The organism is Dongia mobilis, from assembly GCF_004363235.1.
GTDB classification, from domain to species: Bacteria; Pseudomonadota; Alphaproteobacteria; order Dongiales; family Dongiaceae; genus Dongia; species Dongia mobilis.
In genome coordinates, this window is the sequence record NZ_SNYW01000008.1 from 438,383 (window position 1) to 459,526 (window position 21,144).

Annotated in this window: 18 protein-coding genes; 13 read left to right on the top strand and 5 right to left on the bottom strand. The window is 65.4% G+C overall.

Features of this window, described 5'->3' with window-relative positions; translation table 11 throughout:
- Positions 1 to 21 precede the first annotated feature (21 nt).
- The 7 genes from pnp to A8950_RS19455 all read left to right on the top strand — a co-directional run bounded on the left by pnp (position 22) and on the right by A8950_RS19455 (position 8,077).
- Entirely contained in the window at positions 22 to 2,184 is a 2,163-nt protein-coding gene (pnp, locus tag A8950_RS10810) for a polyribonucleotide nucleotidyltransferase (RefSeq protein ID WP_133613860.1), read from the top strand.
- Positions 2,185 to 2,247: 63 nt separating this feature from the next.
- On the top strand, positions 2,248 to 3,006 hold the full coding sequence (gene ugpQ / locus A8950_RS10815) for a glycerophosphodiester phosphodiesterase (protein ID WP_133613654.1): 759 nt from the start codon (positions 2,248 to 2,250) through the stop codon (positions 3,004 to 3,006).
- Positions 3,007 to 3,057: 51 nt separating this feature from the next.
- The gene (locus A8950_RS10820) at positions 3,058 to 4,458 is read left to right on the top strand and encodes an NAD(P)H-dependent flavin oxidoreductase (RefSeq protein WP_133613655.1); all 1,401 of its coding nucleotides are present in this window, start codon (positions 3,058 to 3,060) and stop codon (positions 4,456 to 4,458) included.
- A 10-nt stretch (positions 4,459 to 4,468) separates the two neighbouring features.
- Positions 4,469 to 5,170 carry a B3/B4 domain-containing protein gene (locus tag A8950_RS10825; RefSeq protein WP_243735606.1) on the top strand — a complete coding sequence of 234 codons (702 nt, stop codon included), beginning with the start codon at positions 4,469 to 4,471 and terminating at the stop codon, positions 5,168 to 5,170.
- Between the two features lie 146 nt (positions 5,171 to 5,316).
- Entirely contained in the window at positions 5,317 to 6,264 is a 948-nt protein-coding gene (locus A8950_RS10830; RefSeq protein ID WP_133613656.1) for a DMT family transporter, read from the top strand.
- A 13-nt stretch (positions 6,265 to 6,277) separates the two neighbouring features.
- Positions 6,278 to 6,841, top strand: coding sequence for a hypothetical protein (locus A8950_RS10835; protein WP_133613657.1), 564 nt, complete (start codon positions 6,278 to 6,280; stop codon positions 6,839 to 6,841).
- 183 nt (positions 6,842 to 7,024) lie between these two features.
- The gene (locus A8950_RS19455) at positions 7,025 to 8,077 is read left to right on the top strand and encodes a hypothetical protein (RefSeq protein ID WP_166645114.1); all 1,053 of its coding nucleotides are present in this window, start codon (positions 7,025 to 7,027) and stop codon (positions 8,075 to 8,077) included.
- A gap of 190 nt (positions 8,078 to 8,267) precedes the next feature.
- Here A8950_RS19455 and A8950_RS10845 read toward each other — a convergent pair whose 3' ends face one another.
- Positions 8,268 to 8,969, bottom strand: a complete 702-nt coding sequence (locus tag A8950_RS10845) for a queuosine precursor transporter (protein ID WP_133613658.1) — start codon at positions 8,967 to 8,969, stop codon at positions 8,268 to 8,270.
- A 159-nt stretch (positions 8,970 to 9,128) separates the two neighbouring features.
- On the opposite strand from A8950_RS10845, the gene queA reads away from it, so the two are divergent.
- From queA to A8950_RS10865, 4 genes are all read left to right on the top strand, one after another.
- The gene (gene queA / locus A8950_RS10850; RefSeq protein WP_133613659.1) at positions 9,129 to 10,223 is read left to right on the top strand and encodes a tRNA preQ1(34) S-adenosylmethionine ribosyltransferase-isomerase QueA; all 1,095 of its coding nucleotides are present in this window, start codon (positions 9,129 to 9,131) and stop codon (positions 10,221 to 10,223) included.
- A complete protein-coding gene (tgt, locus tag A8950_RS10855; protein WP_133613660.1) occupies positions 10,220 to 11,341 on the top strand; it encodes a tRNA guanosine(34) transglycosylase Tgt in 1,122 nt (373 codons plus the stop codon). The genes queA and tgt overlap by 4 nt, the downstream gene beginning before the upstream one ends.
- Before the next feature lie 10 nt (positions 11,342 to 11,351).
- Positions 11,352 to 12,497 carry a tRNA epoxyqueuosine(34) reductase QueG gene (gene queG / locus A8950_RS10860; protein ID WP_133613661.1) on the top strand — a complete coding sequence of 382 codons (1,146 nt, stop codon included), beginning with the start codon at positions 11,352 to 11,354 and terminating at the stop codon, positions 12,495 to 12,497.
- Positions 12,498 to 12,711: 214 nt separating this feature from the next.
- A complete protein-coding gene (locus A8950_RS10865) occupies positions 12,712 to 13,959 on the top strand; it encodes an SAM-dependent methyltransferase (RefSeq protein WP_133613662.1) in 1,248 nt (415 codons plus the stop codon).
- Positions 13,960 to 13,993: 34 nt separating this feature from the next.
- On the opposite strand, the gene A8950_RS10870 is transcribed toward A8950_RS10865, so the two are convergent.
- From A8950_RS10870 to A8950_RS10880, 3 genes are all read right to left on the bottom strand, one after another.
- Positions 13,994 to 15,304 carry a GAF domain-containing sensor histidine kinase gene (locus A8950_RS10870; protein ID WP_133613663.1) on the bottom strand — a complete coding sequence of 437 codons (1,311 nt, stop codon included), beginning with the start codon at positions 15,302 to 15,304 and terminating at the stop codon, positions 13,994 to 13,996.
- Between the two features lie 233 nt (positions 15,305 to 15,537).
- On the bottom strand, positions 15,538 to 16,932 hold the full coding sequence (locus A8950_RS10875) for an ATP-binding protein (RefSeq protein ID WP_133613664.1): 1,395 nt from the start codon (positions 16,930 to 16,932) through the stop codon (positions 15,538 to 15,540).
- Positions 16,929 to 17,690 carry a response regulator gene (locus tag A8950_RS10880; protein WP_243735607.1) on the bottom strand — a complete coding sequence of 254 codons (762 nt, stop codon included), beginning with the start codon at positions 17,688 to 17,690 and terminating at the stop codon, positions 16,929 to 16,931. Before A8950_RS10880 ends, A8950_RS10875 begins: the two co-directional genes overlap by 4 nt.
- 231 nt (positions 17,691 to 17,921) lie before the next feature.
- On the opposite strand from A8950_RS10880, the gene A8950_RS10885 reads away from it, so the two are divergent.
- Entirely contained in the window at positions 17,922 to 19,505 is a 1,584-nt protein-coding gene (locus A8950_RS10885; RefSeq protein WP_133613666.1) for a DegQ family serine endoprotease, read from the top strand.
- A 142-nt stretch (positions 19,506 to 19,647) separates the two neighbouring features.
- Here the strand turns inward: A8950_RS10885 and A8950_RS10890 are convergent, their stop codons facing one another.
- The gene (locus A8950_RS10890; protein WP_133613667.1) at positions 19,648 to 20,520 is read right to left on the bottom strand and encodes a branched-chain amino acid aminotransferase; all 873 of its coding nucleotides are present in this window, start codon (positions 20,518 to 20,520) and stop codon (positions 19,648 to 19,650) included.
- A gap of 104 nt (positions 20,521 to 20,624) precedes the next feature.
- On the opposite strand from A8950_RS10890, the gene A8950_RS10895 reads away from it, so the two are divergent.
- Positions 20,625 to 21,128, top strand: coding sequence for a MarR family winged helix-turn-helix transcriptional regulator (locus tag A8950_RS10895; protein ID WP_133613862.1), 504 nt, complete (start codon positions 20,625 to 20,627; stop codon positions 21,126 to 21,128).
- Positions 21,129 to 21,144 lie beyond the last annotated feature (16 nt).

Here is a 21,144-nt window from a genome sequence, read left to right on the forward strand (position 1 = left end):
GAATCCATGAAGGACCAGGACATGTTCAAGATTTTCAAGAAAGAAATCATGTGGGGCGGCCGCAAGCTGACCCTCGAGACCGGCCGTATTGCCCGTCAGGCCGACGGCGCCGTGCTGGTCACCTATGGCGAGACCGTGGTGCTGTGCACCGCCGTCGGCGCCAAGTCGCCGAAGCCCGGCGTCGATTTCTTTCCCCTGACCGTCAACTACCAGGAGAAGACCTTTGCCGCGGGCAAGATCCCCGGCGGCTTCTTCAAGCGCGAAGGGCGCCCGACCGAGAAGGAAGTGCTGACCAGCCGCCTGATCGACCGTCCGATCCGCCCGCTGTTCCATGCCTCCTATCGCAACGAGACCCAGGTCGTCTGCACGACCCTCTCGCATGATCTCGAGAACGATCCCGACATCGTCGCGATGGTCGGTGCCTCGGCGGCGCTCACCATCTCCGGCATTCCTTTCCTGGGCCCGATCGGTGCGGCGCGAGTCGGCTATGTCGACGGCGCCTATGTGCTCAACCCGAAGCGCTCGGACCTGCCGAACTCGAAGCTCGATCTCGTCGTCGCCGGCACGGCCGAGGGCGTTCTCATGGTGGAATCGGAAGCGCAGGAGCTTTCCGAGGAAGTCATGCTGGGGGCCGTCAATTTCGGCCACAAGGAATTCCAGGCGGTGATCAATGCCATCATCGAACTCGCCGAACTCGCCGCGAAGGACCCGCGCGAGCTGACCCCCGCCGATCCGGCAGCCGAGGAAGTGGCGGCGGCGCTCACCGCGCAATTCTCCGAGAAGCTGGCCGAGGCCTATCGCGAGACGGCGAAGCAGGCGCGCACCGACAAGGTGGCGGCGGTAAAGGAAGCGGCCAAGGCCGCCATCGGCACCGACGACAAGAAGGCCGAACTGGTCGGCAAGCTGTTCAAGGACCTCGAGAAGGACATCGTCCGCGGCAACATCCTTAAGACGGGTGTGCGCATCGACGGCCGCGACACCAAGACCGTGCGCCCGATCGTGGCGGAGGTGGGCGTGCTGCCGCGCGCCCACGGCTCGGCCCTCTTCACCCGCGGCGAGACACAGGCGCTCGCCGTGGCGACGCTCGGCACCGGCACCGATGAGCAGATCATCGACGCGCTGGAAGGCGAGTACCGCGAGACCTTCATGCTGCACTACAATTTCCCGCCCTATTCGACCGGCGAGGCCGGCCGCATGGGCTCGCCGGGCCGCCGCGAGATCGGCCATGGCAAGCTGGCCTGGCGCGCCATCCACCCGCTGCTGCCGGCGAAGGAGAAGTTCCCCTACACCATCCGCGTCGTCTCCGAGATCACCGAATCCAACGGCTCGTCGTCGATGGCGACGGTCTGCGGCACCTCGCTCTCGCTGATGGATGCCGGCGTGCCGCTGGAACGCCCGGTGGCTGGCATCGCCATGGGCCTGATCAAGGAGAAGGACGGCTATGCGGTCCTCTCCGACATCCTCGGCGACGAGGACCATCTCGGCGACATGGATTTCAAGGTGGCCGGCACATCCCAGGGCATCACCGCCCTGCAGATGGACATCAAGATCACTTCGATCACCGCCGAGATCATGCAGATCGCCCTCACCCAGGCCAAGGACGGCCGCCTGCATATTCTGGGTGAAATGGCCAAGGCGATGACCGGTGCGCGCGACGACGTCAACCAGAACGCGCCGCGCATCACCGTCATCAACATCCCGAAGGACAAGATCCGCGAAGTGATCGGCACCGGCGGCAAGGTCATCCGCGAGATCTGTGAAGTGACCGGCGCCAAGGTCGATATCGAGGATGACGGCACCATCAAGGTGGCAGCAGTCGACGGCAAGGCCGCCGAGGCCGCCATCAACTGGATCAAGGGCATCGTCGCCGAGCCGGAAGTCGGCGTCATCTATGACGGCAAGGTCGTCAAGATCATGGATTTCGGCGCCTTCGTGAACTTCCTGGGCAGCCGCGATGGCCTCGTCCACATTTCGGAACTGGCGGCGCACCGCGTCAAGCAGACTTCGGACGTGGTCGAGGTCGGCCAAGCGGTGAAGGTGAAGGTCCTCGGCATGGATGATCGCGGCAAGGTGAAACTGTCCATGCGCGTGGTCGACCAGGCGACCGGTACCGACATTTCCGACGAGGTCGCCAAGGCCGATGCCGAGCGGCGCGCGCAGCGCAACGCCGAGCGTGCTGAATAGGCAGGGTTACGGGGGCGGCCGTTTGGCCGCCCCGGCTCCTTATCGTTTTCAGCAGGTCATCCGATGTCGCTGAAACTGACGCTGCCCCGGGTGATTGGCCATCGCGGCGCCGCCGAGGCGGCGCCGGAAAACACGCTTGCCGGCTTCCGCGAGGCGAAGCGCCAGGGTGCCGTCTGGGTCGAGTTTGACGCCAAGCTCTCGGCCGACAACCGGTGCTTCCTGCTGCACGACGACACGGTCGATCGCACCACCAATGGCAAGGGTGCCGCACGCGCGAAGACATGGGACGAGCTTGCCCGCCTCGATGCGGGATCCTGGAAGGGGCCGCAATTCGCCGGCGAGCGGTTGCCGCTGCTAAAGGAAACGCTCGCCCTCTTTGCTGAACTCGACCTGGCCTTCAATCTCGAACTGAAGCCCTGCCCGGGCCGCGAGATCGAGACGGCCCGCCTCGTGCTGGCGGAGCTCCGTGAATCCTGGCCGGTGTCCAGGCCCAGCCCCCTCGTTTCCAGCTTCGACCTGCCTTGTCTCGAGGTGGCGCGCGACGAATTCCCGGAATTTCCCCGCGGCCTTCTGCTGGAGGAACATCCGGCGGATTGGGCGGCCATTGCCCGACGTCTCGACGTTGCCACGGTCAACATCTGGGACCGGGACGCCAGCGCGGAATGGGCCGGCGAGATCAAGGCGGCGGGCTATGGCCTGCTGGTCTACACGGTCAACGATGCCGAACGCGCGGCCCAGCTGATCGGCTGGGGCGTCGATGGCGTATTCACCGATGCGCCCCGGCGCGTCGGCGCCCGAATCTTGGATTTGCCCGCACAATAACGATATAATTCAACAAGGCGGGAACCCATCGGCCCGCCACGGGAGGACGTTTTGAAGGCATTGAAGCCGCTGCTGATTTCGGGGGCCGAGGTATTGCCGCTGGTGGAAGGCGGCAAGGGCATTTCGGTCTCCAACGGGCAATCCTCCGGCGCCTGGGCGCTGGCCGGGGGTGTCGGGACCTTTTCCGGCGTCAATGCCGATTCCTATGACGAGAATGGCCACCCCATTCCCCAGATCTACCGCGGCAAGACGCGGCGCGAGCGCCACGAAGAATTGCTCGATTACGCCATCAAGGGCGGTATCGCCCAGGCGAAGATCGCCCGCGATGTCATGGGCAAGGCCGGCCGCCTGCACATGAATGTGCTGTGGGAAATGGGCGGCGCCGAGCGCGTATTGCACGGTGTGCTGGAAGGCGCCAAGGGCCTCATTCACGGCGTCACCTGCGGCGCCGGCATGCCCTATCGCATTGCCGAGATCTGCGCCCAATACGGCATCCATTATTACCCGATCGTCTCCTCCGCCCGCGCCTTCCGCGCCCTCTGGAAGCGCGCCTATCACAAGTTCCATGACCTTCTGGGCGGCGTCGTCTACGAGGATCCGTGGCTGGCGGGCGGCCATAACGGCCTCTCCAACGTCGAGGACCCGACCAAGCCGCAGGCGCCCTATGAACGCGTGCGCGAATTGCGCAAGACGATGCGCGAGGAATGCGGCCTCGCCGACACGCCGATCATCATGGCGGGCGGCGTCTGGGCGCTCGAGGAATGGGAGGACTGGATCGACAACCCGGAACTGGGCCCGATTGCCTTCCAGTTCGGGACGCGGCCGTTGCTGACCCAGGAAAGCCCGATCTCCGATGCCTGGAAGAAACGTCTGTTGACCCTGGAAAAGGGCGACGTCTTCCTCAACCGCTTCAGCCCGACGGGCTTCTATTCCTCGGCCGTGAACAACGCCTTCATCCAGGAATTGCGTGATCGTTCCGAGCGGCAGGTGGCCTTCTCCCACGACAAGGTGGGCGAGCATGAATGGCCCTTCGCCGTCGGTGCGCGCGGTCGCCTGGTCTATCTCACCGCGGCCGACAAGCTCAGGGCCGAGGAATGGGTCCGCCAGGGTTTCACCGAAACCCTGCGCACGCCGGATTCGACCCTCATCTTCGTTACCCGGGAAAAGGCCAACGAGATCCTGAAGGACCAGATCGATTGCATGGGCTGCCTTTCCGCGTGCAATTTCTCGAACTGGGCGCAGAACGAGGAGGGCACCACCGGCCGGAAGGCCGACCCCAGGAGCTTCTGCATCCAGAAGACTCTTCAGGAGATCAGCCATTCCGACAAGCTGGAGGACCAGCTGATGTTCGCTGGCCACAACGCCTATCGTTTCAAGGACGATCCCTTCTATGCCAACGGCTTTATCCCGTCGGTGAAGCAGTTGATCGAGCGGCTGGTGACGGGCAAGTAGGACGCGGCGGGTGTCGGCCGCGCCAATGGTCCCGTCGATCGATCCGCGCATCGCCGAATTGGCGCCGGATTTCCGTGCCTTCAGCATCGTCATGGAGGCGGGCGGTCCCAACATCGGCTCGGTTGCCGAAATCGCCCTCGATGACGCTTACAAGGCAGCAGCCCGGAACCAGCCAGACTGGGCCGGGGTGCATCTTGCCGCCTGGGCGCAGGTGTTCCAGCGCTTCGGCGCCAAGCCGCAGCGCACCCCCTGCTCGGCCGAGGCGCTCCGCAAGCGCTTCCTGCGCGACGGCGCGCTGCCGCGCGTCAATCCCGTGGTGGATCTTTACAACGCGATCAGCCTGCAATTTGCCGTGCCGGTCGGCGGCGAGAATCTCGAGGCCTATGTCGGGTCGCCGCGCCTCACCATCGCCGACGGTACCGAGGCCTTCGACACGATGAAGGATGGAAGCCCCGTCATCGAGGCGCCGGAACCCAATGAGGTCATCTGGCGCGACGATCTCGGGGTCACCTGTCGCCGCTGGAACTGGCGGCAGGGGGTGCGGACCCGGCTCGATGCCGATGCGCGCTGCATGTGGTTCATCCTGGAGAGCCTGTCGCCCATGCCGCTTGAGGCTCTGCAGGCGGCAGGCGCGGCACTTGTCGCAGGCTTGCAGGCAATGTCACCGGACGCGCGCATCCGGGCCGACTTGCTGACCTTGCCGGGCCTGTAACGGGCGTTCGCCTCGCACCCGTGTTGATATGGCCATGGCCGCTGTCCTGCCATGCGTGCGCGGCATGCGTGGCCGCAATACTTGGGTCTGTGGCCCGACGGGAAATGCGCTAGGCTGCCGCGCAAGCCATTTCCGGGACGATAGATTTGGACCGAACAGAACCTGCCGGCAAGGGCGACCGCTCGAGACCTGCGCCCCTCAAACCCTGGCAAGTCGCCGCCCTGATCGCGACGCTGTCGCTGGTCTGGGGCTATAACTGGGTGATGATGAAGGTGGCGACCCATGATGCGCCGCCTTTTGCCTTCGCCGCCTTGCGCTTCCTGGGTGGTGCCATCGTGCTGATGGCCACCTTCAAGCTGATGGGGCGCAATCTGCATTGGCGCCTGATGGCCGCGCGCTGGAAGACCGTGGCGCTGGTTGGCCTGTTCCAGACCGCCTGCTGCTTCGGCCTCATCACCTGGGCGATCTCGACCGGCACGGCGGGGCGCGCCGCCATCCTCAACTACACCATGGTCTTCTGGGTGCTGGTCTTCTCGGCGGCATTCCTGCACGAGAGGGTGCCGGCCGTGCAATGGGCGGCGGCGGGGCTTGCCCTCATCGGCATCGGATGCATCGTGTTCCAGGGCGGCGGCTCGGGCGATCTTTTCAATATCGCCCTTGGCCTCGCTGCCGGCCTCACCTGGGGGATCGGCGTCATCGTCACCAAAAGGGCGATGAAATTCGGGGCGATCGATTCGATGGCGCTCACCGCCTGGCAGATGCTGGTGGGGGCCATCATCCTCTGTCTCGTCGCCCTGCTGGTGCCGGAACCGCCGATCGACTGGACGCCCGCCTTTATCGCCGCGATCCTCTACAACATCGGCCCGGCGACGCCCTTGGCCTATGTCATCTGGTTCACCCTCATCAGCCGGCTCTCGGCCGGCCTCGCCTCGCTCAGCATCATGCTGACCCCGCTCCTCGGCATCGTCCTTTCCGGCTTGCAACTGGGTGAGAGGCCGGGGCTTGTCGAGGGGGTGGGGATGGGGCTTATCCTCTTGGCCATTGCGGGGCTGGGGATCGTCGGCAACCGGCGGAACGGCACCCGCCGCGCCTGAGGCGGGGGATGGCATGGGGTGGCGACAGGCCGGTCTCGGTGTTCTGCTGATGCTGGCGCCAGGGATCAATGCGGGCTTCGCCGCGGACAGCGCCGCGCTGGAGCAGCGGGCGCGCGAGCAATACATGGACGGCCTTTACGGCGCCGCCGACGAATCGGTCCGCGCTGCTATCAATGCGGCCCATCCGGAGGATTTCAACCGCCTCATCTTGCTGCAAGGGCTGATCGCAAGCCGCCTCGCCGCCGACGGTGCCAATGCCGCCGATGGTCGTGCCATCCTCTCCATGGCGGTGGAACACAGCCGCGACGGCGCCTGGCCCCGGCCGGTGATCGACTATCTGCTCGGCTTCAAGCAGTTGCAGCAGGTCGCCAATGCGATCAGGGGTGCCGGCATCAGCAATGAGGGCAAGCTGGCGCGGCTCTGCGAACTCTCCTTCTATGCCGGCGCCTTTGCCATCAATGACGGCGACCGCGGCTTCGCCCAGCGCCTGCTCGACAAGGCGGAAGAATCCTGCGCCGCCGATGATCCCTATCGCCTGCTCACCGTGATCGAGCGCGAACGCCTGGCCATGCCTTGAACAACGCCGTGCCCGGATCGGTCCCACCCTCTGAACTGCGGGGCGCCGGGCTCTGCGCTACGCCCTGTCGGACATCGCAGGCCTTTGGAATCCTTGCCTGAATTCCGATATCGAATGTCGGCAATCGGCTATTTACAGCAGCGCCCCATCCTGAACATATAGAGAACAGAAAGGATGGGTCGCATGTTCGACGAAGAGGCCAGGCTGAACCACGACGACAAGATGCGTTTCATCGCCGCGGTGATGAAGGTGGACGAGGCCGATGCAGCGCTCAAGGCCGGCGATATTGCCGGTGCACTCGCTCTCTACCGTGCCGCGATCGGGGTGTGCCCGCCCTGCCAGACGCGCGGTGATTTCCGCGTCCTTCTCGGCGGACATCTCTTCGACCAGGGCGAGGCGGCGGCCGCGGAGGGCGAGTTCCGCGCTGCCCTCGCGGATGGCTGCGGCTACCCGCATGAGGCCCTGCGGCGCCTCGCCTTTGCCTGCGCCGCCCAGGGTGCCTTCGACGCCGCCGTGGCGGCAATGCACCGGGCGGCGAAGGAAGGCGAGGATCTGGCTTTCGCCAGCCAGGCGATCGTCGCCTTCGGACTGGCGCTGGGGCGAATCGACGAGGCGCGCTCGGTGGCGGAAGACGGGCCGGAATTGGCCGATTGCCAGCCCGAATTTCGCCGCCGGCTTGCCCTCGCCGCGGCGGAACTGGCGCTGCTGGCGGGTGACCGGGCGCGGCTGCGCGCCTCCCTCGACGCTGCTGCGGCATTCCGGGCCGAGGATGGCGCCCATCCAGGGTCTGACGAAACCCTTCGCCAGGCGGTGCTCGACCGCGTCGCCGGGTGGCTGGAACCGCGACCCGTAATCGAGGCGGCCCTTGCCGCCAATCCGCAGGACTGGGCGACCATCGCCTGGGATGTCCTTTGCGGTCGAGCCGTCCCGGCCGATCTGATGACGCGTCTCGAGCAACAGCCCTGGGGCATCCGCGCGGAATCTCTTGCGCTCTACCGGCGCCTCGCCGGCCTGCTGGCGGAACGGGCCGGCAATGACGTGGCGGCGCGGCACCATTACGACGCCGCCCGCATCGAGCCATTCACACAATGGTGCCTCGATTATCACCTGGCCGGGCTCGGCCTGGAGCGGCTGCGGCCGGAACGGCCGGGATTGGAACGGCCGGGATTGGAACGGCCGGGATCGGAGCCCTCGGAGCGGGATCCGCTGGAGGCGGAGCGGGTGCGACTGCCATGATCGGGCCGGTCGAGGAGGAATCCGCGCGACCGCCTTTCCCGGCGCGATTGCAGCGCGAGCAACAGGCTCTGGGCCTCATTCTGGGCCTGCGCAGCCGCAGCCTTGCCATCTGCGTGACCGCCGCGGCGTCTTATCCCGCCTATCTGGCCTGGTCGAGGGCGCCACGCCTATCGTCGTACTTTCTGCCGCCTCATTTGCCGAGGGCGAAGGGGCTGAAATTGGTGTCGCGGTCATAGACATCTATGCCTTCGGCGCGCTTCAGCCTGTTTACCACCAGATAGGTGAGCGGCGTTGCCAGCGCCTCATAGGTGATCTTGAACAGCCACTGGCTCAGCATCACCGAGAAGAGAAGATCGTTCGGCCACAATCCATAAAAGGCGATGGTCAGGAAGATCGCCGTGTCGAAGCCCTGGCCGATCACAGTCGAGCCGATCGTGCGCATCCAGAGGTGGCGGCCCTCCATCCAGACCTTCATCTTGGCAAGGATGGTCGAGTTCATGAACTCGCCGACCAGATAGGCGGCGAAGGAGGCGGCGAGAATGCGCGGCTGGCTGCCGAGGATCGCCTCGTAGGAAGCCTGGTCGGTCCAGTCGGGATGGGCGGGCAGCGCCTGGCCGAGGCTGATGGCGGTCACCGCGAAGACGTTGCAGGCAAAGCCGATCCAGATCACGCGCCGCGCCCGCTTGAAGCCATAGACCTCGGTCAGGATGTCGCCGAGGATATAGGAGATCGGGAAGATAAGGTCGGCCGCTTGCAGGGGATAGTCGAAGATCAGGATCGCCTTGGCGGCGATCACGTTGGAGATCAGCAGATTGGTGACGAACAGGGCCACCACGACCACGAACAGGGTCGAATGGCGCGTGAGGTCGGATTGCGGGCCGGTCGCGGGCATGGCGATGTCTCGGAAAATGGGCGGATTTTGGCGGGGTTATAGACCCATGGGGCAGGGCCAGCAAGGCCGGGCACTGCATGGCGCCATGCTTGCCGCAGGCAGGCGACCGGATCACGGCGGACCATGACAAGTGGGCAGGAGAAAGCTAAAACCCCGGCCATGACCGGTCCCCGAACTCCGTTAACCTTATCCGATTTCGATTTCGCGCTGCCCCCGGAGCGGGTAGCGCTCTATCCGGCGAACCCCCGCGATTCCGCGCGCCTGCTCTATGTTCCGGCGGTGCCCAGCGGCGTGGGCGATGGTTTCGGTGATTTCCGGGTTCGCGACCTGCCCGGGCTGCTGCAGGCAGGCGATCTCCTCATCAGCAACGACACACGGGTCATTCCGGCGCAGCTGGCGGGGAAACGGGGCACGGCCGGGATCGAGGTGACGCTGATCGAGGATGCACGGGTCCGGGATGCCCGGGCGGCTGATGCCGTGCGCTGGTGGGCCTTTGCCAAGCCGGGGAAGAAGCTGAAACCCGGCGATACCGTGACCTTCGGTGAAAATTTTGCGGCGACGGTTGTCGAGAAGAAGCCGGAAGGCGAGATACTGTTCGATTTCGGCAGCGACCCCGTTGCCTTCCAGGCCAACCTCGCGCGCTTCGGCGCCATGCCGCTGCCGCCCTATATCCGGAAATCCCGCGCCGTTGGCAGCGCCGATGCCAGCGACTACCAGACCATTTTCGCCGCGCGCGACGGGGCGGTGGCGGCGCCCACGGCGGGTCTGCATTTTACCCCCGAGTTGCTGGCGGCCCTCGAGCGGCGCGGCGTCGAGCAGCATCGCGTCACCCTGCATGTGGGCGCCGGCACCTTCCTGCCGGTCAAGGTGGAGAATATCGCCGAACATCGCATGCATGCCGAATATGGCGAGGTGAGTGCCGCAACCGCCGATGCCGTCAACCGCGCCCGGGCCGAGGGCCGGCGAATCGTCGCAATCGGCACCACATCATTGCGCATCCTCGAAAGCGCCGCGAAAGACGGCCGCCTTTTGCCCTTCGCCGGCGCGACCGATATCTTCATCACGCCCGGCTACCGGTTCCAGATCGTGGATTTGCTTATGACCAATTTCCATCTGCCCAAATCCACTCTCTTCATGCTGGTCGCGGCCTTTGCCGGCCTGGAGCGCATGCGCGCGGCCTATGCCCATGCCATCGCCGGCAGCTATCGCTTCTTCTCCTATGGCGATGCCAGTTTGCTGGAGTGCCGCCGATGAGCGGCCGGTTCGATCTTCTTGCCACCGACGGCAAGGCGCGGCGCGGTCGCATCCACACCGCCCATGGCATCGTCAACACGCCGGCCTTCATGCCGGTGGGGACGGCCGGCACGGTAAAGGCGATGCTGCCGGAATCGGTGAAGGCAACCGGGGCCGAGATCGTGCTGGGCAATACCTATCACCTGATGCTGCGCCCCGGTGCCGAGCGCGTCGCCTCCTTTGGCGGCCTCCATAAATTCATGAACTGGCCGGGACCGATCTTGACTGATAGCGGCGGCTTCCAGGCGATGTCGCTTTCCGATCTCAGGAAGATCAGCGAACAGGGCGTCGAATTCCGCTCGCATATCGACGGCTCGAAGCACATGCTGACACCCGAGCGCTCGATCGAAATTCAGGACCTCCTGGATTCCAACATCACCATGGTGCTGGACGAATGCACACCCTTTCCGGCAACTCCCGAACAGGCGGCGGAATCGATGCGCCGCTCGATGCGCTGGGCGGCGCGCTGCCGGGAGGCGTTCCGCGACCGCGACGGCTATCTGCTGTTCGGCATTGTCCAGGGCGGCATCTATCCGAATCTGCGCCGGGAATCGGCTGAAGCGCTGGTCCGGATCGGCTTCGACGGCTATGCCATCGGCGGCCTTGCCATCGGCGAGGGCCAGCAGCAGATGTTCGGCGTACTCGACTACACGCCGGATCTCCTGCCCCGTGAAAAGCCCCGCTATCTGATGGGCGTCGGCAAGCCCGGCGACATCGTCGGTGCCGTCGCCCGCGGTATCGACATGTTCGATTGCGTGATGCCGACGCGCTCCGGCCGCACCGGCCTAGCACATACCCGCTATGGCGACATCAATATGCGGAATGCCCGCCACGCCAGCGACGACCGCCCGATCGATCCCAAATGCGCCTGCCCGGCCTGCAGCGCCTATGTGCGCGGCTATATCCACCATCTGATGAAGACCAAGGAGATCCTGGGGGCGATGCTGCTGACCTGGCACAACCTCCATTATTATCAGGAGTTGATGCAGGGAATGCGCGCGGCGATCGAGCAAGGCAGGCTCGCCGATTTCATTGCCGAGTTCGAGCGCGGGCAGGCCCTGGGGGACCTGCCGGGCTAGGAGGAAGGGCATGCCAGTACCTGGCCAGGCAGCGGGCAGCAGCCGCGACCCAGCCGCCATAAGGGCGGCGCTGCGGGCGCAGGCCCTGGCCGAAGGCTTCGACGCGGTGGGCTTCGCCCCGGCGGCACTCGCTGACGCGACCCGGGAAAATCTGGCGCAGTTCCTCAAGGAAGGGCGCCATGGCGGGATGGGCTGGCTGGCCGAGAAGGCCGACCGGCGCGGCGATCCCAGGGTGCTGTGGCCGGATGCGCGCAGCATCATGGTGCTCGGGCTGAATTATGGACCGGACGAAGACCCGCTTTCGGTGCTGGCGCAGAAGGACAGGGCCGGAATCTCGGTCTATGCGCGGCACCGCGACTATCACGACGTGGTGAAGAAAAAGCTGAAGCGTCTCGGCCGCTGGGTCGCGGAAACCTACGCGACCGAGATCAAGGTCTTCGTCGATACGGCGCCGGTGATGGAAAAGCCGCTGGCCCAGGCAGGCGGCATCGGTTGGCAGGGCAAGCATACCAACCTCGTCTCGCGGGAACTGGGCTCCTGGCTGTTCCTGGGAGAAATCTATCTGGCGCTTGATCTGCCGTCGGACGCACCCGAGATCGATCACTGCGGCTCGTGCCGTGCCTGCCTCGATGCCTGCCCGACCGGTGCCTTTCCGGCGCCCTATCAGCTCGATGCCCGGCGCTGCATCTCCTACCTCACCATCGAGCATGCCGGGCCGATTCCGCGCGACTTCCGCCGGGCGATGGGCAACCGGATCTATGGCTGCGATGACTGCCTGGCCGTTTGCCCCTGGAACAAGTTCGCCGCCATCGCAAGCGAGGCACAACTGGCAGCAAGGGACGATCTGCGGGCGCCGGCGCTGGCCGATCTCGTGGCACTCGACGATGCCGGCTTCCGCGCCCTGTTTTCCGGCTCGCCGATCAAGCGCATCGGCCGCGACCGCTTTATCCGCAATGTCCTCATTGCCATCGCCAACAGCGGCGAGCCGGCCCTGCTGCCGGCGGTGGAGCGCTTGCTTGGGGACGCCAGTCCGATCGTCCGGGGCGCTGCCATCTGGGCCCTGCGGCAATTGGCGCCCGCGCGCTGGTCGGCAATGGCGCAAGCTGCCATCCCTTTCGAGCATGACAGTTCAGCGCGTTCGGAATGGCTCGCCTGATGCCTCGCCAGGTTCATTTGTAAAGCTTCCAGATTCAAGGGGATGTCGTTGCCGCCATGGGCAAAAACATGATCTGACAAAGGCTCGGTCGAGCGATCGCGGCAATTGACGGCATAAACTATCCTTTCCTATTCTTAACCACGTTGAGAGCTGCAAAATCACCAGAGCCGGTCTCTCGGGGATGGGAGCGAAGCCGGCTTCGAAGGGGGCAGGCATGTTCGCGCGATTGTTGCGGGCCGGCATCCGGACCGGTCGGATCTCCGTCATCGACCACCTTGGGCGGCGCCAGGATTTCGGCAGTGGATCGCCCGCCGTTACCCTGCGGCTGCACGACCCGAAGGTCTCGATGGAAATGGGGCTCAATCCCTGGCTGAAGGTGGGCGAGGCCTATATGGATGGCCGCCTCACCATCGAAGAGGGGTCGCTCTACAATCTCATCGAGATCGGCATGGTCAATACCAGCGGTCTCATGGGCGCCAAGATGCAGCGCGTGATGGGCGTCTTCAACAAATTGCTGCGTTGGTGGCACCAGCACAACCCTGTCGGCCTGGCGCAGCGCAATGTCGCGCATCACTACGACCTGTCGCGCCAGCTGTTCGAGCTCTTTCTCGACGAGAGCATGCAGTATTCCTGCGCCTATTTTCAGCGTCCGGAGGCGAGCCTTGCCGAGGCACAGCAGGCCAAGATGCGCCATATCGCCTCCAAGCTGCTGCTGGAGCCGGGACAGAAGGTGCTCGATATCGGCTGCGGCTGGGGCGGGCTCGGCATCTATCTCGCCAAGACGGCCGGCGTGAAGGTCACGGGCGTCACCCTTTCCAGGGAACAGCACGAGGTTGCCTGCCAGCGTGTGAAGGCGGCGGGTTTGGAAGGCCAGGTCGAGTTCAAGCTGCAGGACTACCGCCTGGAGCCGGACCGCTTCGACCGCATCGTCTCGGTTGGCATGTTCGAGCATGTGGGCCTGAAGCACTTCCCGGAGTTCTTCGGCAAGGTCGAGGAATTGCTGGTCGAGGGCGGCGTCGCCCTGCTGCATGCGATCGGTCGGCGTGACGGCCCCGGCCACACCAATCCGTGGCTCCGGAAATACATCTTCCCCGGCGGCTATTCACCGGCCCTCTCGGAGGTGCTGCCGGTGATCGAGCGCACCGGACTGTGGGTCACCGATATCGAGATCCTGCGCCTGCACTATGCCGAGACGCTGCGTTGCTGGCGCGAGAACTTCAACCGCAACCGCGACAAGATCCGCGCCCTCTATGACGAGCGCTTCTGCCGCATGTGGGAATTCTACCTGATCGGCAGCGAGGTCTCGTTCCGCTATGATTACAACATGGTCTTCCAGATCCAGATGAGCCGCGGCATCAAGGCGGTGCCGATCACCCGCGACTACATGTTCGACTGGGAGCGCCAGGAAGCGGCGGCGCCGAAGGCGAAGATCGCCTGGAAGAGCGGCGAGGCAGCGGAATAGGCCAGGCCCTGCCTTAACCCGCCTGGACGCAGGATCAAGCGCCGGCACTGCTCCGGCCGGGGCGCAATACAGCGCTTTCCGGCAGGCAGACCGTGACCGTTGTGCCGCGCTCCAGTTCGCTGTCGATCTCGACCACGCCGTCATGGGCGCGCAGTAACTCGCGGCTGATATAGAGGCCGAGGCCGCTGCCGCCATATCGACGGGAATAGACCGCCTCGCCGGACCGGAACGGCTTGCCGATCTCCCTGAGGACGTCCGGTGCAATGCCGGGCCCGCTATCGCTCACGACGACGCGCAGGCCCGGTGGCGTCGCATCGACAGAAATGCGGATGGCGCCGGTCGGGGGCGTGAACTTTGCGGCATTGCCGACGATATTGAGGATCACCTGGCGCATGGCCCGCGGATCGGCCTGAATCTCCGGCAGGTCGCCGGCATCGGCGATGACGATCGTCGCGGCACCCGGAAAGGCATGCCGTACCAGATCGACCTGCTCGGCGATGATGCTGGAAATGTTGCAGTGCTGGCGGTTGATCCGGGTCGAGCCCGCCTCGATGCGCGCGACGTCGAGGATGTCATTGATGAGGTCAAGCAGCTGGCGACCCGAGCGGTTGATGTCGCGCGCGTATTCCTTCGCCTTTTCGGGCGTCAGTTTCTGCGTGTCGATCAGTTCGGAAAATCCAAGGATCGCATTGAGCGGCGTGCGCAGCTCGTGGCTCATATTGGCGAGGAATTCCGACTTAGCGCGGTTGGCAGCCTCGGCCTTTTCCTTTTCGGCAATCAGTTCCTCGTCCAGCTGCTTGCGCTGAATGGCGATGGCGACCGAGGCAGCAAGACGCCGGGCGACATCCAGCTCGCGCTCGCTCGGAGCGCAGGGCAACCGATGATAGGTGGCAAAGGTGCCCAGCACCTTGCCGCCGTCTCGCTCGACGCTGAGGGGAATCGACCAGCAGGCACGCAGCCCATGCGGCAGGGCGAATTGCCGGTAATCCTCCCATAACGGGTCGGTGGCGATATCCTCGGCGATGACGCTCCTGCCGATGAAGGCGGCGGTGCCGCAGGACCCGGCCTTGGGGCCAATCGGCGCGCCCTCGATCGCCGCACAATAGGCCGCCGGCAGATTCGGCGCGGCGCCATTGGTGAGGCGGAGGCCGTCGGGCGTCAGCAGCAGGATTGAGCAGAATGAATCTGGCAGGACCTGTTCCAGGGCGCGGCAGGCGGCATCGAGGATTTCCGGCAGGGCCGTGCCGGCCACAATGGCCTGCAGGATTGATTGCTCGGCACCGCGCAGGGATTCCTCCTGCCGGCGTTCCGCCATCAATTCGATGAGCTCGCTGCTCGCCGCCATTGCGTCGTACTGCCCCCGCCCACACGCCCGCGTTACCGCGCCGGCTTGCCGGCGCGCCCCAGGCGATCTTCGGATGCAACAAACATGCAGCGGGAAAGGCGCTGGGCTCTTCCCGGCGGTCTGCCGTCGCTCTCCGGTTGGGGACTTCACTAAGCCATGACGCACCGATCAACAAGCGTCGAGAATGGTGAATAAATCGTAAAACTCGCGCAAGACGTGTTAACGAATTGCCGTCAGGACGCCGAGGAGCCCGGATCGGCCGGCAGCAGTACCCGAACGCGCAAGCCGCGCACGGCCTCCCCCGCGTCCTTGCGATTCTGCAGTTCGATCGTGCCTCCCTGGGCCAGAATCGCTGCCCGGGCGATGGCGAGGCCAAGGCCGGTCCCGCCCGAGTTCCGGTTACGCGACTGTTCCAGCCGATAGAAGGGATGGAAGACCCGTTCCATCTCGCCTTCCGGTATGCCGGGTCCGTCATCCTCGATGAGGATCTCGAACGCCTGTCCCTTGCGCGACAGCGCAATGGCGGCGCGGGCGCCGTAATGGATGGCATTGTCGATCAGATTGCCGAGCGCGCGCTTCAGCGCCAGTCGCTGGCAAATCGTCATCCACGGGCCGTCACCGGCAATGTCGAGTGTGGCGGCCGACTGGTGTTCCGCGGCTTCCCGCAGCAGAGCGCGCAGGTCGATTGCCGCCGCCGGCTCCGGATTGCCTTCCGCGCGGGCAAAGGCCAGGGTGGCGCCGATCATCGTCTCCATCTCGTCGAGATCGGCCAGCATCTTTTGGCGCAGCTCGTTATCGGCCATGAATTCGGCGCGCAGGCGCAGTCGCGTGATCGGCGTCTTCAGGTCATGCGAGATGGCGGCAATCATCTGCAGCCGGTCCTCGATCAGGCGCGCGATCCGTGCCTGCATGGCATTGAAGGCGCTGGCGGCGCGGCGCAACTCGCCGACACCCTGTTCCGGCAGCCGTTCACCGCCCTGGCGGACCAGGCGGCCGCCGGCATCGACCCCGGCACGGCCGAGGGATTCCGCCGCGCGCGTCAGCCGATTCAGCGGCCGCATCAGTCGCAGCACGGCATAAAGACAGAGCCCGAGCACGGCGACGACGCTGCCGATCGTGAGGCCGATCAGCTGCGGGCTGGCCCATGGCAGATCGGCCACCATGGGGAACTCGAAATTAAGCCAGCTGTCATCGGCAAGCCGGATCGCCACCCGGACCGGGACGACGGCGCGGGCTGCATGGCGAGCCTCGATGATCCCGGCTCCCACCCTGATCTCGCGCCAGGCAACGCGCTGCAGCCGGTCCGCCAGTGCCGTGGCCAGCGGTACGAGGTCGCGCGGTGGCTGCGGCTGCGCCACCAGCGGCTCGGGCCCGACGCGGACATCGAGTGAGGGCCCGCTCATCGCGTCGGCGACACCTCGCCGCAGGATCGGTGCGGTGTGGTCGAGAAAGGTGGCCAGGGCGGCGATGCGCTCTGCGGCACGCTGATCCTCGAGGCGCAGCAGCACTTCGTTGCGGTTGATATTGTGGAGTAGGACGGTGACTGCTTGCGAGGCCAGCACGGCGGTTACCAGGATCAGCAGCAGCCAGGCGAGAATCGAATCTGGAACGAAGCGGCGCAGGTTCATGATGCCGCCGCGGCTTCGACCCGGCTGACGGCGGCGGCGAAGAGATAGCCCTCGCCGCGCACGGTGGTGATCAGCTGCGGGTCGCCCGGGTCCACCTCGATCTTGCGCCGCAGGCGGCCGATCTGCACATCGATGGCGCGATCGAAGGGCTGCGCGGCACGGCCGCGCGTCAGGTCCAGCAGCTGATCGCGGCTGAGCACACGGCGTGGCCGCTCGGCCATTGCCACAAGCAGGTCAAATTCGCCGCTGGAAAGGTCGACCGGTCCAGCCGGCCCCACCACCCGGCGCGCGCCAAGCTCGATCCGCCAGGCACCGCCATCGGGCGCCGTGAACTGCAGCTCGGTGCCGCCACCCGCGACCGGTGCCGCTTCGCCACCGCGCCGCCGCAGCACGGCGCGGATCCGGGCCAGCAATTCCCGCGGATTGAAGGGCTTGGGCAGATAATCGTCGGCCCCCATCTCCAGCCCGACGATGCGGTCGGTCTCGTCGCCGGCAGCCGTCAGCATGATGATCGGTATCAGCCGGTTGGGCCCGCCCTCGGCCCGCAACTGAGCGCAAAGGGAAAGACCGGTCTCGCCGGGCAGCATGATGTCGAGGACGATGAGGTCGATGCGGGCATCGCCCAGCACGCGGCGCATCTCGCGCCCGTCGGCGGCCGTGCTGGCGCGCAACCCGTGCTTCTGCAGGAAGCGCGAGAGCAGGTCGCGAATCTCGCGGTCGTCATCGACCACCAGGATATGGGGCGTCTTGTCGGTCACGTCTCGTCGCCGGAATTTGGCCGGAAAAATGCATTGCGCCACTGCAATGTGCCAAGCGCGCGTCGGCGCGCACTTCCTATTTGGTAACAGAACGTAACAAGGCAAGGCCCGGTCATGATCCGTTGCCAAACAGGGGGCGGGCCGACATTTCGCCGTGGCCGGCCCGGCCCAATATCGGTGCCAGAGGGGATACCGATCGTATCCGCCCATAGAGCCCAAGGGAGAACCGACATGAGCAACGCAGCAAAAGGCGAGGCCGCGTCAGGTCGCCACGCCGATCTGTTCCGCCGCACCGCCCGCGCCGCCCTGATCCTGGGGGGCCTCGCAATCATTCCGCCCAGCATCGCCCTGACCCAGATGCACCCCGCCAATGCCGACCAGCCGGCGCTGTTGCAGGATGGCCGTCCGGCCAGTTTTGCCGATCTGGCGCAGAAGGTGGCCCCGGCAGTGGTCAACATCTCCTCGACCCACCGGATGGACGGGTCTGGCGCGGACGGCATGGGCCCGGACGGGCCGGGCGACCTGCCCTTCGCATTTCCGCCGGGCTCGCCCTTCGAGGAGTTCCTGCGCCCCTTCCTCGAGCAGCATCGCCGCGGTTTCGGACAGGACGGACAGCGACCGGTACGACCGCGCAATGCCACCTCGCTCGGTTCGGGCTTCATCATCGACCCCGCCGGCTACATCGTCACCAATAACCACGTGATCGAGGGGGCGAGCGAAATCACGGTGACGCTCAATGACGATACCGAACTGCCGGCCAAGCTCATCGGCACCGATCCGAAGACCGATATCGCGCTCCTCAAGGTGGAGACCGAGCGCAAGCTGCCTTCGGTCGCCTGGGGCGATTCCGACAAGGCGCGGGTCGGCGATTGGGTAATGGCGGTCGGCAACCCGTTCGGCCTCGGCGGCACGGTGACAGCCGGCATCGTCTCGGCCCGCGGCCGCGACATTCAGGAAGGCCCGTTCGACGATTTCATCCAGATCGATGCCGCCATCAACCGTGGTAATTCCGGCGGGCCGACCTTCGATCTTGCCGGCAATGTGGTTGGCATCAACACGGCGATCTATTCGCCCTCCGGCGGGTCGGTCGGCATCGGCTTCGCCATCCCCAGCAATCTTGCCAGGGATGTGGTGGCGCAGCTTCGCGAGAACGGCACGGTCGAACGCGGCTGGCTGGGCGTCGAGATCCAGCAGGTGACACCCGACCTCGCCCAGGGCCTCGGTCTCGACGAACCTCGGGGCGCCCTCGTCGCCAATGTCGATCCGGCAAGCCCGGCCGGCCAGGCCGGCATCGAAGCGGGCGATGTGATTCTCGGCTTCGACGGCAGTGCGGTGAAGGAACTGCGCGACCTGCCGCGCCTGGTGGCGGCGGCGAAACCCGGTGACAAGGCCGAGATCCTCGTGTTGCGGGGCGGGCGCGAGCAAACGCTCAATGCCACGATCGGCCGCATGGAGAACGATGCGGTGGTGGCGAGTGCCGGTCCTGCGCCGGAATCCAGCGGTGGCATCGTGGTGAGCGACGTGCTCGGTGCGCGCCTCGCCCCGCTCGACGATACGGCGCGGCAGCGTTTCGGCCTCGCCGATGACGCCGCGGGCGTGGTCGTCGCGGATCTTGCCGACAATTCGCCGCTTCTCGAACAGGGCATCCGGCCAGGCGACGTGATCGTCAAGGTGGGAGATCGCCTGGTCAGCAAGCCAGCCGAGATCGCCGAGGCGGCCTTGAAGGTGAGGGACAGCGCGAAGCCGGTCCTCCTCATGCTCGTCAACCGCGACGGCCGCGATCGTTTCGTGGCGGTCAATCTGAAGGACGCCTAGGCTGAAGCACGCCCAGGCTGAAGGACACCCAGGCCGAAGAACGCCCAGGCGAGGCGTCGCAATGCCTCCGGCCTGACTCCAGCGCCAGACGGGGCGTTCGTTCGGGAACGCCCCGTTTTTCCCGCGGCCGCGGCGGGGAGCCCTAGGCCCCGACTTCCTTCAGATAGTCCTCGCGCATCTGCCGCGTCAGCGGGCCGACCTTGAACTTGTACTCGCCGATCTGGCCGACCGGGGTCACCTCGGCGGCGCTGCCCACCAGAAAGACTTCGTCGGTTCTGCCCAGTTCCTCCGGCTGGATCGCGCGCTCGATGACCTTGATCTGGCGGCGCTGGGCAAGCTCGATCACCGTCTGGCGGGTCAGGCCGTTGAGGAAGCAATCGGGCTTCGGCGTGTGCAACTCGCCGTTCTGCACAAGAAAGACATTGGCGCCGGTGGCTTCCGCCAGCAGGCCGCGGTAATCCAGCATCATCGCGTCCTGGAACCCTTCCTGCTCGGCCTCGTGCTTCGAAATGGTGCAGATCTGGTAGAGGCCGGAGGCCTTGGCTGCCGTGGGCGCGGTGTCCGGGGCCGGTCGCTTGTACTTTGCCCATTTTAGGCGGATGCCGTTGGCGAGCAGTTCAGGCGAGAAATAGGAGGGCCATTCCCAGGCGGCGATGGCGACATGGATCTTGTTCTGCTGGGCCGAGACGCCCATCATCTCGGACCCGCGCCAGGCGATGGCGCGGACATAGCAGTTCTGGAACCCGGTGCGTTTCACCAAATCGGTCTTGGCCGCCTCGATCTCGTCCACGGAAAAGGGCAGGCGATAGCCGACAATCTCGGCCGATTTATGCAGGCGCTCGGTATGTTGGCGTGATTTGAACACCTTGCCATTATAGGAGCGTTCGCCTTCGAACACGGCTGAGGCATAATGGAGCGAATGCGTGAGGACGTGCAGCTTTGCCTCGCGCCAGGGAATGAACTTGCCGTCCATCCAGATTTCACCGTCTCGATCGTCGAAAGGCACCAGGCTCATGAATTCCTCCTACGCGAACCCTTGTGTCGGGTTATAAAGAAACCCGAATTGAGGGTGGTTTTAAAACATTCGACCAGATAAGTCAACAAGCCTGACATAAAATGATGACGGATTCCAAGTCACAGCCTAACCCCTTGTTCCTGCGGGACGATGAACTCCGGCAGGGGATCGAGATGCTGTTCTTCGGCTATCGCGATTTCACCGCCAAGGCCGACCAGACACTGGCCGCCTATGATTTCGGCCGCGCCCATCACCGGGTGATCTATTTCGTCGGCCGCAATCCGGGCATGACGGTCTCGGACCTCCTCGACATCCTCAAGATCACCAAGCAGAGCCTCTCCCGTGTGCTGTCGCAGCTGGTGCGCGAGGGCTTCATCGTGCAGAAGCCGGGCACCACCGACCGCCGGCAGCGCCTGCTCTCGCTCACTGAAAAGGGGGCTGAGCTCGAGCGCAAGCTGACCGAAGACCAGCGGGCGCTGGTGGCGAAAGCCTACAAGGCGGCCGGCGCCGAAGCGGTCGAGGGGTTCAAGAAGGTTCTCCTCGGCCTCGTCAATGAAGAGGACCGCGCGCGCTTTCGCGGCCCTGCCGGCCCCGGTGGCGGGCGTTGACGCCGTGATCGTGACG